This window comes from Geodermatophilus sp. URMC 61 (assembly GCF_052931555.1).
The window spans coordinates 1894569-1908540 of sequence record NZ_JBRFHZ010000002.1 but is presented as its reverse complement, the minus strand read 5'-3'; the positions used below and the strand labels follow the sequence as shown (position 1 = coordinate 1908540).

Below are 13972 nucleotides of genomic sequence, written 5' to 3'. Positions count from 1 at the left end.
GCCACAGGACCGGTTCAGCGGAGTCGTACGGGCAGGCGGGTCAGGCCGCGCATGAGGATGCTCTGCCGCCAGGTCAGCTCGACGGGGTCGACGGAGAGGGCCAGGTCGGAGAAGCGGCCGAGCAGGGTCCGGAAGGCCACCTCGCCCTCGAGCCGGGCGAGCGGCGCGCCGAGGCAGTGGTGGATGCCGTGCCCGAAGGCCAGGTGGCCGGTCTCCCGGTGCAGGTCCAGCTCGTCGGGGTCGGCGTAGTGCTCCGGGTCGCGGTTGGCCGACGCCAGCGACACCAGCACCACCTCGCCGGCGGGGATGGTGGTGCCGCCGATCTCGACCGGCGCAGTGGTGTGCCGGTACGTGGCCAGGTTGACCGGGCCGTCGAAGCGCAGGAACTCCTCGACCGCGGCCGGCACCAGGCCGGGGTCGGCGCGCAGCTCCGCGAGCCGGTCGGGACGGCGCAGCAGCGCCAGCACCCCGTTGCCGATGAGGTTCACGGTCGTCTCGTGGCCGGCCACCAGCAGCAGGAAGGCCATCGACACCGTCTCGTCGGCCGAGAGCCGGTCGGCGTCCTCGGAGGCGGCCACTATCGCCGACAGCACGTCGTCCGCCGGGTGCGCCCGCTTCTGCGCCACCAGGTCGGTCAGGTACACGGCCATGGACATGCCGGCGGCGGTGCGCTCGTCGACCGTGCCGTCGGACGCCAGCAGCGTGTTGGACCAGCGGCGGAACGACGTCCGCTCGGCGTCCGGCACGCCCAGCAGCTCGCAGATGACACCCATCGGCAGCGGGAAGGCGAAGGCGTCCAGCAGGTCCACCTCCGCGGGCCCGACGGCCATCCGGTCGGCGAGCCGGCCGGCGATCGCCTCGATCCGCGGGCGCAGCGCGGCGATGGCCCGCACCGTGAAGGCCCGGCCGACCAGCTTGCGCAGCCGGGTGTGGTCGGGCGGGTCGGAGCTGAGCATGTGCCGGGTGAGTTCCTCGGCGAACACCGACTGGGCCTCCGGCGGCAGCGGCTTGCGCTCCAGCACCCGGGCGAAGCCCTCGGCGTCCTTGGCCAGCCGCGGGTCGGTGAGCGCCTCCCGGACGTCGTCGTACCGGGTCACCAGCCAGACCGGCATGCCGATTGGGGTCACCGCCCGCGCGACCGGCTCCTCGACGCGCAACCGGGCGTAGAGGGCGTGCGGGTCGGCGAAGAAGGCCGGGCCGAGCGGCACGACCGGGGGAGCGAGGTCCATCGTCCGAGGCTCCCGACGCCGCCGAGCAGCCGCCAGGTACCTAGGTCCTGCGTCGCGCGACGACTCTGGACGCCCAGGTCAGCCCCGCACTACGGTCCCCGGCCACCACGGGTGCCCCGTGTGCCGACCGCCCCGGCCGGCCCCATCCGTGGCGTTCCGCGAGCAGGCGCCCGTGCGACGGCGCCGGTCAGGACCGTGCCCGTGTCCGAGTCCCCGAACGCAGCCGTTCCCCGCCGCACGCTCAGGTCCGCCGGCGCGGCCGCGGTGGTCGCCACCCTGACCGCACTGACGTCGGCCTGTGCGGCCGCCGGCGGCGCCGTGGCAGCGCCCGCGACGAGCACGCTGCCACCGACGCCACCGGCGCCGGCGCCGTCGCTGAGCCAGGAGCAGGTCGACTCCGCGCTGACCAGCTTGGACGGGCTGGTGACGGACGCCATGGACCGGACCGGGGTCCCCGGCGTGGCCGTCGCCGTGGTCCACCGGGACCAGGTCGTGTACTCCAAGGGCTTCGGGGTCCGGGAGGTCGGGGAGCCCGAACCCGTGGACCCGGACACGGTGTTCCAACTGGCTTCGGTGTCCAAGCCCCTGGCGTCCACCGTCGTCGCCGGCGTCGTCGGGCAGGGCGTGGTCGAGTGGGACCAGCCGGCCAGGCAGTACGACCCGTCCTTCGCCCTGAACGACCCCTACGTCACCGAGCACGCCACCATCGCCGACCTGCTGTCGCACCGCAGCGGACTGCACACGGGGGCGGGGGACCTGCTCGAGGACCTGGGCTTCGACCGGGAGTACATCCTCTCGCACCTCGACCAGCAGCCCCTGGACCCGTTCCGGTCCAGCTACAACTACAGCAACTTCGGGTACACGGCGGGCGGGGAGGCCGCGGCCGTCGCCATGGGGACGTCGTGGGAGGAGCTGGCCGACCAGGTCCTCTTCGACCCGCTGGGGATGACCGACACCAGCTACCGCCACGAGGACTACGTGGCCGCGGCGAACAAGGCCGTCATCCACGTACCGGCCGGTGACGGGACCTGGGTGGCCCGCTACACCCGCGACGCGGACGCCGAGGCGCCCGCCGGTGGTGCCAGCTCCTCGGTCCGCGACCTGGCCGAGTGGATCCGCCTGCAGCTGGGCAACGGCGTGCACGACGGCACCCAGGTCATCGACCCGGACGCGCTGGCGGTCACGCGTGTTCCGCACTCGGTCTCCAGCCTGCCGGCGTCCCCGGACGCCCGCACCGGCTTCTACGGCCTGGGCTGGAACGTCTCCTACGACGACCAGGGACGGCTGCAGATCGGCCACTCCGGCGCCTTCGACCTCGGCGCCGCCACCTCGGTGCTCATGCTCCCGGTCGAGCAACTGGGCATCGTGGCCCTGACCAACGGGCGTCCCGAGGGGATCCCCGAGGCCATCACCGCCGGCTTCTTCGACGTCGCGAAGAACGGGCAGCCGACCGTCGACTGGCTCACCGCCACCTCCGGGCTCTTCGCCCAGTTGGAGCTGGCCAATGCCCCCGAGACCGACTGGTCGCAGCCGCCGGTCGACCCGCAGCCGGCGCGCGACCTCGCCGCCTACACCGGCACCTACGCCAACTCCTACTACGGGCCGCTCACCGTCACCGCGGACGGCGACCGCCTCACCATGACGATGGGCCCGGCGGACGCGCCGACGACGTTCCCGCTGACCCACCACGCCGACGACGTCTTCACCTTCGAGTCGATCGGCGAGAACGCCAACGGCCTGGCCGGGGCACTGTTCACCGTCGACGAGGGCGGGACGGCGGCGAGCGTGCGGCTGGACTTCTACGACCGCACCGGGCTGGGGACGTTCGTCCGGGGGTGACCGGTCAGCCGCCGGTCGCCGGCGCCGGGCGCGGAGCACCGGTCCGGCGCCGGCGGGTCAGCGGGACGTGCGGAGGGGAACGGACGGGTCAGACGGTCGCCGCCCGGGTGCCCTGCCCGGACACGATGGTGAACTCGTCGGAGACCGCGAAACAGTCGTTGACCGCGAACCGGCCCGCCAGCTCGTCGAGGAAGGCCTGGAGCTGGGCCACGCTGGGCGCGCGCCACAGGCAGATGGCCCGGTCCACTCCCTGCGCCGTCCCGGTGGTCAGCAGCTCCAGGTCTGCCGGCAGGCTGTCCACGTCGACGGTGCGCATCATCTCCACCAGGCGTCGGCGTCCCTGATCGTGTGGATCACACCCAAGTACACGACGACCCCTCCCTGCTGCGACGTGCGGGTCGGTCGCGCTCAGCCTCCGCCGCTCCGCCGTCCCGGGTCAGGGGCGCAGGTCCCTGCCGTCAGCCGGAGCGGGCCGGCGCCCGCCGGGCGAAGGCCGGCGCGTGCTCGGGCCGCAGCCCCACGCCGATCAGGTACGCCGGGACGACGGAGAGCTGGGGGAGCCGGTGCACCAGCGCGAGCACCGGCTTGGGCGGGCCGGTCCGCCGCCCCTCGACGAGCGGACCCACGAAGCCGCGGTGCAGCGCCCGCTGGAGGGTCTGCACGGCCACGGTCGGCAGGATCCGGCGGGCGCGCACGGCGGCCAGGTCGGAGGGGCGCACGGTGCCGTTCCGCAGCGGCTCGGCCAGCAGGGTGGCCGCGGCGACGGCGTCCTGGACGGCGAGGTTGATGCCGACCCCGCCGACCGGTGACATGGCGTGCGCGGCGTCGCCGATGCACAGCAGCCCGTCGACGTGCCACTGCACGAGCCGGTCGACCCGCACGTCGAGGTGCTTGACGTCGTCCATCGAGCGCAGCGCGTCCACGCGGTCCCGGAACTCGGGGATGAGCTGGGCGACGTCCGCGCGGAACGCCTCGATGCCGCGGGCCCGCAGCTCCGCGTCGGTGCCCTTGCGGCCGATGTAGGCGACCTGCAGGAACGTCTCGCGCGGGATGACCACCGCGAACCGGCCCGGCGCGGCCTTCGGGGCCAGCGCGGCCGGGTGGTCCGAGGGCAGCCGGGGGACCCGGAACCACCAGGCGTCGATGGGGACGGGGAACTCGCGCGGCCGAAGCCCCGCCTGCCGCCGCGCGAGCGACTGGCGGCCGTCGCAGGCCACGGTCAGGTCGGCGCGGATCTCGCCGGTCGCGCCGTCCGCCGTCCGGTAGCGCACGCCGACGACCCGGTCGCCCTCGCGCACCAGGTCGGTCATCTCGGTCGACATCCGCAGCGTGAACGTCGGCTCCCGCCGGCCGGCATCGGCGAGCAGGTCGAGCAGGTCCCACTGCGGCGTCATCGCGATGTACGGGTAGCGGACGTGCAGCCGGCGGAAGTCCCCGATGGTCACGGTGCCCCCGTCGGCCATGGGGAAGACGACCTGCTCGAGCTTGGTGTGCGGCAGCCGGTCGAACTCCTCGGCCAGGCCCAGCTCGTCGAGCAGTTGCAGGGTCGAGGGGTGCACGGTGTCGCCGCGGAAGTCGCGGAGGAAGTCGGCGTGCTTCTCCAGCACGGTGACCTCGACGCCGGCGCGGGCCAGCAGCAGGCCCAGCACCATGCCGGCGGGGCCGCCGCCGACCACCACGCAGGTCGTGTGCTCACTCATGCGCCGGCCTCCCGTCAGCCGCCCGGGGCGCGTTCAGCGTCGCGGGGACGTCGTGACGTCTCCTCCCTACCGTTGCGTCGTCCGGACGGGAAGAGCAGCTGGCCCTGTAACCGCGGTCCGGGGAGGACGCCTCGGGGTCGGTACCCGCCGCGGCGCCTCCACGGGCAGCGGTACCAGCCGTCTCCACCAGTGCCGGTCGTCCCTTGTGGGCACCCGGACGGCGGCGGGACGATCGCGCGCACCGGCCCGGTGGAGCGCACCGACCGGCCGTCGCGGCCGTCACCGGGCAGCCCGGGAGGAGGCTCCGTGCGTCGCGCCGTCAGCGGACTGCTGGCCTGGTTCGTGGTCTTCGGCCTGGGTGTCGGCGGGTGGCAGACGCTCGCGCCGCGGTCCTTCTACGAGGACTTCCCGGGCTTCGGCCGTACCTGGGTGAGCGTCGACGGCCCCTACAACGAGCACCTGCTCCGGGACGTCGGTCAGGGCAACCTCGCCCTCGGGGTCGTGGCCCTCGTCGCGCTGGCGACCGGCGGGGTGTGGCTCGCGCGGGCGACGGGTCTCGCCGCGGTCGTGGCCTACCTGCCGCACCAGCTCTACCACCAGCTGACCCTGCACCTGCTCCACACGACGAGCGACATGGTGCTGCAGACGGTGACGCTGAGCCTGGTGTCGCTCGCCGCGGTGCTCCTCACCGTCCTCGCGTTCCGGCTGCCGGTCGGTGAGCGCCCGCTGCGGGGTCCGGCCCTGCGGCCCGACCCGGTCGGTGTCCCCGGCCGGGACGCCGGACGCCGGCACGCCGTCGCGGAGGAGTGAGCTCGCAGGAGGACCACCCGTCCGGTCCGGTCCACCGGCCGGCCGGTGGACCGGACCGACCGGTGGACCGGGCCGTCAGGGCTTGACGGCGAGCACCGGGCGGTCGGCGTCGAGCAGGATCCGCTGGGCGGTGCTGCCCATGAGCAGCTTGCCCACCGGCGAGCGCTTGCGCAGGCCGATCACGATCACCGAGGCGTCGACCGCCCCGGCGACGCGCACCACCTCGTCGGCCAGGTCGCCGGTGTGCGCCTCCTGGTGCACCTCGACGTCGACGCCGGCCGTGGCGGCGCGCTCCACCAGCGCCCGCACCGCGTCCTCGTCGGCCATGGCCGCGCTGATCGGCGCGCCCTCGCGCGGGGTGTTGAGCAGCACCAGCCGCCCGCCGCGGCGGCCGGCCTCCTCGACGGCCGCGGCGAAGGCGGCGTCGCCCTCGGGCGTCGGGACGTAGGCGACGAGGACGGTCACACGAGCTCCTTGGTGTGGGTGGTGTCGCCGGCGTGCGCGGCCGCACGCCGGCGGTGGCGGAGGGCCTGGATCGCCGGGAGGAGGGCGACCAGGACGAAGAGGACCAGCAGCGTCCCGGAGATCGGCCGGGTCAGGAAGCCGGTCGGGTCGCCCTCGAAGATCAGCAGCGAGCGGCGCAGCGAGTCCTCCAGGAGCGAGCCGAGGACGAAGGCGAGCACCAGCGGGCCCGGCTCGAAGCCCAGCTTCTTCATGAGGTAGCCCAGGGCGCCGAACACGATCACCAGGACGATGTCGAACACGCTGTTGTTCACCGTGTAGACGCCGATGAGGGTGATCATCACGGTGACCGGCGCGAGGATCGCCGGCCGCACCCGCAGGATCCGCACGAACAGGCCGACCAGCGGGATGCTCATGATCAGCAACAGGATGTTGCCGATGTACATCGAGTTGACCACGCCCCAGAAGAGGTCGGGCTCCTGGGTGACCAGCTGCGGGCCGACGGCGACGCCCTGGATCAGCAGCGCGCCGAAGATGACCGCCATGGTCCCGTTGGCGGGGATGCCGAGGGTGAGCAGTGGGATGAACGACGACGTCGCGGCCGCGTTGTTCGCCGACTCGGGCGCGGCGACGCCCTCGACGGCGCCCTTGCCGAACCGCTCAGGCGTCTTCGACCGGCGCTTCTCCAGCGCGTAGGCGGCCAGCGAGGCGATGGTCGCGCCGCCGCCCGGGAGGATGCCGAGGAAGAAGCCGAGCACCGAGCCGCGCCCGATCGCGCCCGAGGACTGCGCGAGGTCGTGCTTCGACGGCCAGACGTTGGCCACCTTGGCCGGCGCGTGCACCGTGCGGTGCCGCTCCTCGAGGTTGTAGAGGATCTCGCCGAGGCCGAACAGGCCCATCGCGATCGGGACGAAGTCCAGGCCGTCGGCCAGGTTCAGGTCGCCGAAGGTGAACCGCTCGACGCCGGTGAACGTGTCGCGGCCGACCGTCGCCAGGAGGAGGCCGATGCAGGCGGCGACGACGGCCTTGAGCCGGCTGCCGCCGCTGACGGTGGCGACCAGCAGGATGCCCAGCAGCGCGAGGGCGGTGTACTCCGGCGGGCCGAAGTCGAGCGCGAAACCGGCGACCAGGGGCGCGACCAGGGTCAGCGCGACGATCGAGACGGTGCCGCCCACGAAGGAGCCGATGGCGGCGATGCCCAGCGCGGTCCCCGCACGCCCCTGGCGGGCGAGGGCGAAGCCGTCGAAGACGGTGACGACCGAGGACGCCTCACCGGGCAGCCGCAGCAGCACCGAGGTGATCGTGCCGCCGTACTGGGCCCCGTAGAAGATGCCGGCCAGCATGATGATCGCCGTCACCGGCTCGATGCCGAAGGTGATCGGCAGCAGGATGGCGATGGTCGCCGCCGGGCCGAGGCCGGGCAGGACACCGACCAGCATGCCGATGACGACACCGATCAGGCAGTAGAGGAGGTTGACCGGCTCGAGCACGACGCCGAAGCCGTCGAGCACCGGGGCGAAGTCCACGGCTACTCCTAGAACAGGTGGGGGATGGGCACCCCGAGGGCACCCACGAAGACGACGTAGAACGCGACGACCAGGCCGACGCTCAGGACCAGGGACAGCCGCCAGCTCTCGGCGCCCAGGAAGCGCAGCCACACGAAGCAGAGCAGCGCGGCCGGGATCTCGAAGCCGATGACCGGCAGCAGGACGACGAAGACGACCATCGTGGCGAGCCCGACGAGCACGAGCAGGCTGGTGCGCGTGAAGCGCTCGCTGTCGTGAGCCCGGCGGGCGGTCGCGAGCAGCGCGACGCCGATGAGCACGGTGACGACGGCGACCAGCATCGGCCAGGTGCCCGGGCCGGGCGCCGCGGCGGCGCCGAGGCCCAGACCGGCCGCGCCGACGAGGGCGGCCACCCCCAGGGCGATGACCACGACGGCCGTGACGAGGTTGCTGAGCGTGCCGGCGACCGGTGGGCGGCCCTCGTGCTCTGCCTCCTCGACCTGGTGGATGGCCTCCTCGAGGCTCATCTCCTCGAGCGGCAGGTCGTCGAGGTCCGCCGGGCGGGACCCAGGGGTGGCGGGAGCGGCCGGGCCCTCGGACTGCGGGTGGCCGGCCGGGGTGGCCCCGGCGGCCGAGCGGCCGCCGGGGCTCCCGGGCGCGGAGGCCCCGCCGTGGGCGGTGGTCACTGCTCCGCGCCGAGGTTGATGCCGTACTGCTCGATGAGCGCGCGGTACTTCTCCAGGTTGGAGGTGTACTCCTCGGTCACCTGCGCGCCGTCGACCTCCCAGGCTGTGAGCTGGTTGTCCTCGTTGAACTGCTGGTAGGCCTCGGTCGCGAAGGTCGCGTCCAGCGCCTGGTTCAGCCGGTCGACCACCTCGGCGGGGGTGCCCTGCGGGGCGACGAGCGCCCGCGACTGCTGCACCGGCGCGTCGTAGCCGGCCTCGATCGCGGTCGGGGTGTCGGGCAGGTAGCTCGGCCGCTCCTCGGCGAAGGTGACGATCGGGGTCAGCTCACCGGCCTCGATCTGCTCGATGGCCTCGCCCAGCTGGATCGAGCCGACGTCGACCTGGCCACCGAGGACGGCGGTGAGGGTGGGGGCGCCGCCGTCGAACGGCACGGAGGTCGCCTCGATGCCGGCCTGGTTGAACAGCAGCTCCTGCGAGAGCTGGCTCCCGGTGCCCACGCCGGTGGTGCCGAAGGTGATCGGCCGGCCGGCGTTGGCCAGGTCCTCCACGGTCGTGAAGCCCGAGTCCGGAGCGGTGACGAGCACGTAGTCGTCGAGCGACAGCCCGCGGACCACCTCGTAGTCCTCGATCGAGACGGCCTCGTCCTCGGACACCGCGAACGGCGTGATGTACGCGAGGCTGCCGTTGAAGATCGCCAGGGTCTGCCCGTTCGGCTCCTCGCCGGCGAGCTCCTCGAGGGACAGTGCACCGTTGGCGCCGGGGCGGTTCTCGACGGTGACCGCGACCCCGAGGTCGTCGGACATGCCCTCGGCCGCTGCGCGGGCGATCAGGTCGGTGCTGCCGCCGGGGTCGGCACCGACCAAGATGGTGACCGGGCCGTCGGGGTACTCGGCCGCGTCGGAACTGCCGCCGCCGACGTTGCCGCCACAGGCGGCCAGGGACAGGGCCAGGACGAGGCCGGTGCCGGCCGTCGCCCACCGGCGCGCGCGGGTGTTCGTGGTCATGAGAGTTCTCCTCGGAGAGCAGCCGTGGCCGGGCCGCGGGCGGTGTGAGTGGCGTCACGGACGCCGGGTCGTCGGCGAGCCTAGGAAGGCTCGCTCATGCCTGTCCAAATCCATTGAGGCATCGATTGATACCTTGGCTGCATGAGCTTCACCCTGGAGCAACTCCGCGGGTTCGTCGCCGTGGCCGATGAGCTGCACTTCGGCCGGGCCGCCGCTCGGCTGAAGATGACCCAACCGCCGCTGAGCCGGCAGATCCAGAAGCTCGAGCGGGTCGTCGGTGCCCAGTTGCTCGAGCGGGACAACCGCCGGGTCACCCTGACCGCCGCCGGCCAGGTCTTCCTCGTCGAGGCACGCCGGCTGCTCGGCCTGGCCGACTCCGCGCCCGAGCTCGCCCGGCGGGTGTCGTCGGGGGCCAGCGGCGTGGTGCGCATCGGCTTCACCGCCGCCTCGACCTACGGCATCCTCGGCCAGTTGCTCAACGACCTGGCGCAGGAGCTGCCCGAGGTCGACGTCGACCTGGCCGAGATGGTGACCCGCGAGCAGGTCGCCGGCCTCCTCAACGAGGAGGTGGACCTGGGCCTCGCGCGTCCGCCCTTCGACGAGGACGCCTTCGGGCACCGGCTGCTGCACCGCGAGGCGCTGCTCGTGGCCGCGCCCGTGGGGCACCGGCTGCTGGAGCTCGGTCGCCCCCTGACCGCCGCGGACCTCGCGTCGACGCCGGTCGTCATGCACTCGCCGACCAAGGCGAAGTACTTCTACGACCTGGTGGCCGGCGTCGCGCCGATCGCCGCGGAGAACACCGTGCACACGGTGAGCCAGGTGCTCACCATGCTCTGGCTCGTGGCGGCCGGCCGCGGGGTGGCCTTCGTCCCGGAGTCCGCGGCGCGGCTGCCGATCGAGGGCGTGGCGTTCGTCCGGCTGGAGACGCCGGTGCCCGAACCGGTCGAGCTGCACCTGCTCTGGGCCAAGGACTCGAAGAACCCCGCGTTGTGGCGGGCGCTCGCCGTACTGGAGCAGCGGGCCGGTCGCCTCTGATACCGGCGGGGCATCGCTCGATGCGCAAACGCGATTGGACGTGCATCGTCTGTCGTTCCTACGGTGGCCCCGACCACAGCCCGCGCCGACGGAGGACCCCGGCGCGGACCCGTCGGACCCAAGGACACGATCCCCGTGACGATGCTGCCCCCGGACGCCCTCGCTGACCGGCTCAAGTCCGGCCTGCTCTCCTTCCCGGTGACCCACTTCGACGCCGAGCTGCAGTTCGACGAGGCCCGGTACCGCGAGCACCTCGCCTGGCAGGCGAGCTACGACGTCGCCGGCCTGTTCGCCGCGGGTGGCACCGGCGAGGGCTTCTCGCTCACCTCCGCGGAGATCGACCGGGTCGTGCGGGTCGCCGTCGACGAGGTCGCCGACCGCGTTCCGGTCCTCGCACCGGCCACCGGCGGCACCGCCGTCGCCGTCGCCCAGGCCCAGGCGGCGCAGGACGCCGGCGCTTCCGGGCTGCTGCTCTTCCCGCCCTACCTCACCGAGGCCAGCCAGCAGGGTCTGGCCGATCACATCAGCGCCGTCTGCCGGTCCACCGACCTCGGCGTCATCGTCTACAGCCGGGCCAACGCCGTCCTCACCGACGCCACCGTCGCCGAGGTCGCCGAGCGCAACCCCAACCTGATCGGCCTCAAGGACGGCGTGGGTGACATCGAGCAGATGACCCGCACCTACGCCCGGGTCGGCGACCGGCTGATCTACGTCGGCGGGCTGCCCACCGCCGAGACCTTCGCGCTGCCGCTGCTGCAGCTGGGCGTGAGCACCTACTCATCGGCGCTGTACAACTTCCTGCCCGAGTTCGCGCTCCGCTTCTACGCCGCGGTCCGCGCCCAGGACCGCACCGCCGTCTACCAGATGCTCAACGACTTCGTGATCCCGTACCTGGACATCCGGGACCGGGCCAGGGGCTACGCGGTCTCCATCGTCAAGGCGGGCCTGACCGCGGTCGGCCGGGACGGCGGGCGGGTCCGGCCGCCGCTGTCGGACCTCACCGAGGCGGAGCTGGCCGAACTCACCGCCCTGGTCGGCAAGGTCTCCTGATGTCCGCCGCCCAGGCATCCGGAGGCGCCCGCGTCACACGGGTGGAGATCACGCCGGTCGCCTTCCGCGACCCGCCGCTGCTCAACGCGGTCGGCGTGCACGAGCCCTACGCGCTGCGGTCGGTCGTGCAGGTGCACACCGACGCCGGGGTCACCGGGCTCGGCGAGTCCTACGGCGACCTCCCGCACCTGGGCCGGCTGCGGCGGGCCGCCGACGAGCTGGTCGGGCTCGACGTCTTCGACCTCCCCGGCCTGCGGCAGCGGGTGTTGCGGTCCCTGTCGGCCGACGACGGCCGCGGCGGGCACGGGATGAGCGGCATGGTCACCGGGTCGGCGACGACGGACCGGGTGTTCTCGCCGTTCGAGGTCGCCGCGCTCGACCTGCAGGGCAGGCTGCTCGGCCGCCCCATCAGCGACCTGCTCGGCGGAGCGGTGCGCGCCGCCGTCCCCTACAGCGCCTACCTGTTCTACAAGTGGGCCGGCCAGCCCGGCGCCCCCGACGACGAGTGGGGCGCGGCCCTCGACCCCGACGCCCTGGTCGCGCAGGCGCAGCGGATGGTTGACGAGTACGGGTTCACCGCGATCAAGCTCAAGGGCGGCGTGTTCCCGCCCGAGGACGAGGTCGCCGCGATCGAGGCGCTGCGCACGAAGTTCCCCGAGCACCCGCTGCGGCTGGACCCGAACGCGGCCTGGACCGTCGAGACCTCGATCCGGGTGGGCCGGGCACTCGACGGCGTCCTGGAGTACCTGGAGGACCCGACCCCGACGATCGAGGGGATGGCGGCGGTCGCGCGGGAGGTCCCGATGCCGCTGGCCACCAACATGTGCGTCGTCGCCTTCGAGCACCTGCCGCCCGCCGTCCGGCAGGACGCCGTCCAGGTGGTGCTGTCCGACCACCACTTCTGGGGCGGGCTGCGGCGGTCCCAGTCGCTAGCGGCGGTCTGCGGGACCTTCGGCATGGGCCTGTCCATGCACTCCAACTCCCACCTCGGCATCAGCCTCGCCGCCATGACGCACCTGGCGGCGGCGACGCCGAACCTCGACTACGCCTGCGACACCCACTGGCCGTGGAAGGACCCGGCCGAGGACGTCGTCGTGCCCGGGGTCCTGCGCTTCGAGGAGGGTGCGGTCGCCGTGCCGACCGCGCCCGGGCTCGGGGTGGAGCTGGACCCGGACGGCCTGGCCCGGCTGCACCAGCAGTACCTCGACTGCGGTCTGCGGGAGCGCGACGACACCGGCTACATGCAGCGGATCGACCCCTCGTACGTCGCGAAGAGCCCCCGGTGGTGACCCTGATGGAGGACGTCATGACAGCCCGCACGCCCACCGTGGCTCGCGTGGAGGTGGTGCCCGTCGCCGGGCACGACAGCATGCTGCTCAACCTCAGCGGCGCGCACGGCCCCTTCTTCACCCGCAACATCGCGATCGTCACCGACAGCGAGGGCCGGACCGGGGTGGGGGAGGTGCCCGGCGGCGAGGCGATCCGCCGCACCGTCGAGGACGCCGGCGAGCTGCTCACCGGGCAGCCGGTGGCGCGCTACGGCAGCCTGCTCCGCCAGGTGGCCGCCACGTTCGCCGACCGGGACGCCGGCGGTCGCGGCCTGCAGACCTTCGACCTGCGGACGACGATCCACGCGGTCACCGCGCTGGAGTCCGCACTGCTCGACCTGCTGGGCCAGCACCTCGGGGTCCCGGTGGCCGAGCTGCTCGGCGAGGGTCAGCAGCGCGACAGCGTGCCGATGCTCGGCTACCTCTTCTACGTCGGCGACCGCCGCGCCACCGACCTGCCCTACCTCGCCGAGACCGACCCGGCCGACGACTGGGAGCGGCTGCGGCGCGAGCCGGCGCTGACCCCGGAGGCGGTCGTCGCGCTGGCCGAGGCGGCGCAGGCCCGCTACGGGTTCTCCGACTTCAAGCTCAAGGGCGGCGTGCTCGCCGGCGAGCAGGAGGTCGCCGCGGTGCGCGCGCTGGCCGCCCGGTTCCCCGACGCCCGGATCACCCTCGACCCGAACGGCGGCTGGCTGCTGGCCGAGGCGGTCGAACTGTGCCGCGACCTGCACGAGGTGCTGGCCTACGCCGAGGACCCGGTCGGCGCCGAGGGCGGCTACTCGGGCCGCGAGGTGATGGCCGAGTTCCGCCGCGCCACGGGGCTGCGCACGGCGACCAACATGGTCGCCACCGACTGGCGGCAGATGGCGCACGCGGTCCGCTCGAACGCCGTCGACATCCCGCTGGCCGACCCGCACTTCTGGACCATGCGCGGCTCGGTGCGGGTCGCCCAGCTCTGCCACGAGTTCGGGCTCACCTGGGGCTCGCACAGCAACAACCACTTCGACGTCTCGCTGGCGATGTTCACCCACGTCGGCGCCGCCGCCCCGGGGCGGATCACCGCCCTGGACACGCACTGGATCTGGCAGGACGGGCAGGCGCTGACCCGCGAGCCGCTGCAGATCCGCGACGGCGCGATCGCCGTCCCCACCGCGCCCGGCCTCGGTGTCGAGCTCGACCGCGACGCCGTCGCGGCCGCGCACGAGCTCTACCTCGAGCACGGTCTCGGCGCGCGCGACGACGCGGTCGCGATGCAGTACCTCGTCCCCGGCTGGGCGTTCGACCCCAAGCGTCCCTGCCTCGTCCGCTGACCCCTGGAGCACCG

The 13972-nt window shown here is 73.5% G+C and carries 13 protein-coding genes; 6 read left to right on the top strand and 7 right to left on the bottom strand.

What is annotated here, in order from left to right; all coding sequences use genetic code 11:
* Nucleotides 1-14: 14 nt before the first annotated feature.
* Nucleotides 15-1229, bottom strand: coding sequence for a cytochrome P450 family protein (locus ACU610_RS08785; RefSeq protein ID WP_446767324.1), 1215 nt, complete (start codon nucleotides 1227-1229; stop codon nucleotides 15-17).
* Between the two features lie 201 nt (nucleotides 1230-1430).
* Here ACU610_RS08785 and ACU610_RS08780 point away from each other — a divergent pair, with 201 nt between their 5' ends.
* Complete coding sequence (locus ACU610_RS08780; protein WP_446767323.1) at nucleotides 1431-3068, top strand: serine hydrolase; 1638 nt, start codon at nucleotides 1431-1433, stop codon at nucleotides 3066-3068.
* Between the two features lie 88 nt (nucleotides 3069-3156).
* Here the strand turns inward: ACU610_RS08780 and ACU610_RS08775 are convergent, their stop codons facing one another.
* Both ACU610_RS08775 and ACU610_RS08770 read right to left on the bottom strand, forming a co-directional pair.
* Entirely contained in the window at nucleotides 3157-3384 is a 228-nt protein-coding gene (locus ACU610_RS08775; protein ID WP_446767322.1) for a hypothetical protein, read from the bottom strand.
* 142 nt (nucleotides 3385-3526) lie between these two features.
* Nucleotides 3527-4768, bottom strand: coding sequence for an FAD-dependent oxidoreductase (locus ACU610_RS08770; RefSeq protein WP_446767321.1), 1242 nt, complete (start codon nucleotides 4766-4768; stop codon nucleotides 3527-3529).
* A 306-nt stretch (nucleotides 4769-5074) separates the two neighbouring features.
* On the opposite strand from ACU610_RS08770, the gene ACU610_RS08765 reads away from it, so the two are divergent.
* Nucleotides 5075-5578 (top strand): hypothetical protein, encoded by a 504-nt coding sequence (locus tag ACU610_RS08765; RefSeq protein WP_446767320.1) that lies wholly within the window; start codon nucleotides 5075-5077, stop codon nucleotides 5576-5578.
* Between the two features lie 75 nt (nucleotides 5579-5653).
* Here the strand turns inward: ACU610_RS08765 and ACU610_RS08760 are convergent, their stop codons facing one another.
* Genes ACU610_RS08760 through ACU610_RS08745 form a run of 4 tightly spaced genes read right to left on the bottom strand, consistent with a single transcriptional unit; the run spans nucleotide 5654 to nucleotide 9235 of the window.
* The gene (locus ACU610_RS08760; RefSeq protein WP_446767319.1) at nucleotides 5654-6043 is read right to left on the bottom strand and encodes a universal stress protein; all 390 of its coding nucleotides are present in this window, start codon (nucleotides 6041-6043) and stop codon (nucleotides 5654-5656) included.
* Complete coding sequence (locus ACU610_RS08755; RefSeq protein WP_446767318.1) at nucleotides 6040-7566, bottom strand: tripartite tricarboxylate transporter permease; 1527 nt, start codon at nucleotides 7564-7566, stop codon at nucleotides 6040-6042. Before ACU610_RS08755 ends, ACU610_RS08760 begins: the two co-directional genes overlap by 4 nt.
* Before the next feature lie 8 nt (nucleotides 7567-7574).
* Complete coding sequence (locus ACU610_RS08750; protein WP_446767317.1) at nucleotides 7575-8231, bottom strand: tripartite tricarboxylate transporter TctB family protein; 657 nt, start codon at nucleotides 8229-8231, stop codon at nucleotides 7575-7577.
* Nucleotides 8228-9235 (bottom strand): Bug family tripartite tricarboxylate transporter substrate binding protein, encoded by a 1008-nt coding sequence (locus ACU610_RS08745; protein WP_446767316.1) that lies wholly within the window; start codon nucleotides 9233-9235, stop codon nucleotides 8228-8230. The genes ACU610_RS08750 and ACU610_RS08745 overlap by 4 nt, the downstream gene beginning before the upstream one ends.
* Before the next feature lie 141 nt (nucleotides 9236-9376).
* Here ACU610_RS08745 and ACU610_RS08740 point away from each other — a divergent pair, with 141 nt between their 5' ends.
* From ACU610_RS08740 to ACU610_RS08725, 4 genes are all read left to right on the top strand, one after another.
* Nucleotides 9377-10270 carry a LysR substrate-binding domain-containing protein gene (locus ACU610_RS08740; protein ID WP_446767315.1) on the top strand — a complete coding sequence of 298 codons (894 nt, stop codon included), beginning with the start codon at nucleotides 9377-9379 and terminating at the stop codon, nucleotides 10268-10270.
* Nucleotides 10271-10411: 141 nt separating this feature from the next.
* Nucleotides 10412-11320 (top strand): 5-dehydro-4-deoxyglucarate dehydratase, encoded by a 909-nt coding sequence (gene kdgD, locus ACU610_RS08735; protein ID WP_446770708.1) that lies wholly within the window; start codon nucleotides 10412-10414, stop codon nucleotides 11318-11320.
* A complete protein-coding gene (locus ACU610_RS08730) occupies nucleotides 11320-12609 on the top strand; it encodes a glucarate dehydratase family protein (RefSeq protein ID WP_446767314.1) in 1290 nt (429 codons plus the stop codon). Before kdgD ends, ACU610_RS08730 begins: the two co-directional genes overlap by 1 nt.
* Before the next feature lie 17 nt (nucleotides 12610-12626).
* On the top strand, nucleotides 12627-13958 hold the full coding sequence (locus tag ACU610_RS08725) for an enolase C-terminal domain-like protein (protein ID WP_446767313.1): 1332 nt from the start codon (nucleotides 12627-12629) through the stop codon (nucleotides 13956-13958).
* Nucleotides 13959-13972 lie beyond the last annotated feature (14 nt).

Excerpts from the sequence above, each read along its gene's own strand:
- ACU610_RS08785 (WP_446767324.1), bottom strand. The coding sequence starts at position 1,229 with ATGGACCTCGCTCCCCCGGTCGTGCCGCTCGGCCCGGCCTTCTTCGCC.
- ACU610_RS08775 (WP_446767322.1), bottom strand. The coding sequence starts at position 3,384 with ATGCGCACCGTCGACGTGGACAGCCTGCCGGCAGACCTGGAGCTGCTG.
- ACU610_RS08770 (WP_446767321.1), bottom strand. The coding sequence starts at position 4,768 with ATGAGTGAGCACACGACCTGCGTGGTGGTCGGCGGCGGCCCCGCCGGC.
- ACU610_RS08745 (WP_446767316.1), bottom strand. The coding sequence starts at position 9,235 with ATGACCACGAACACCCGCGCGCGCCGGTGGGCGACGGCCGGCACCGGC.
- ACU610_RS08740 (WP_446767315.1), top strand. The coding sequence starts at position 9,377 with ATGAGCTTCACCCTGGAGCAACTCCGCGGGTTCGTCGCCGTGGCCGAT.
- kdgD (WP_446770708.1), top strand. The coding sequence starts at position 10,412 with ATGCTGCCCCCGGACGCCCTCGCTGACCGGCTCAAGTCCGGCCTGCTC.
- ACU610_RS08730 (WP_446767314.1), top strand. The coding sequence starts at position 11,320 with ATGTCCGCCGCCCAGGCATCCGGAGGCGCCCGCGTCACACGGGTGGAG.
- ACU610_RS08725 (WP_446767313.1), top strand. The coding sequence starts at position 12,627 with ATGACAGCCCGCACGCCCACCGTGGCTCGCGTGGAGGTGGTGCCCGTC.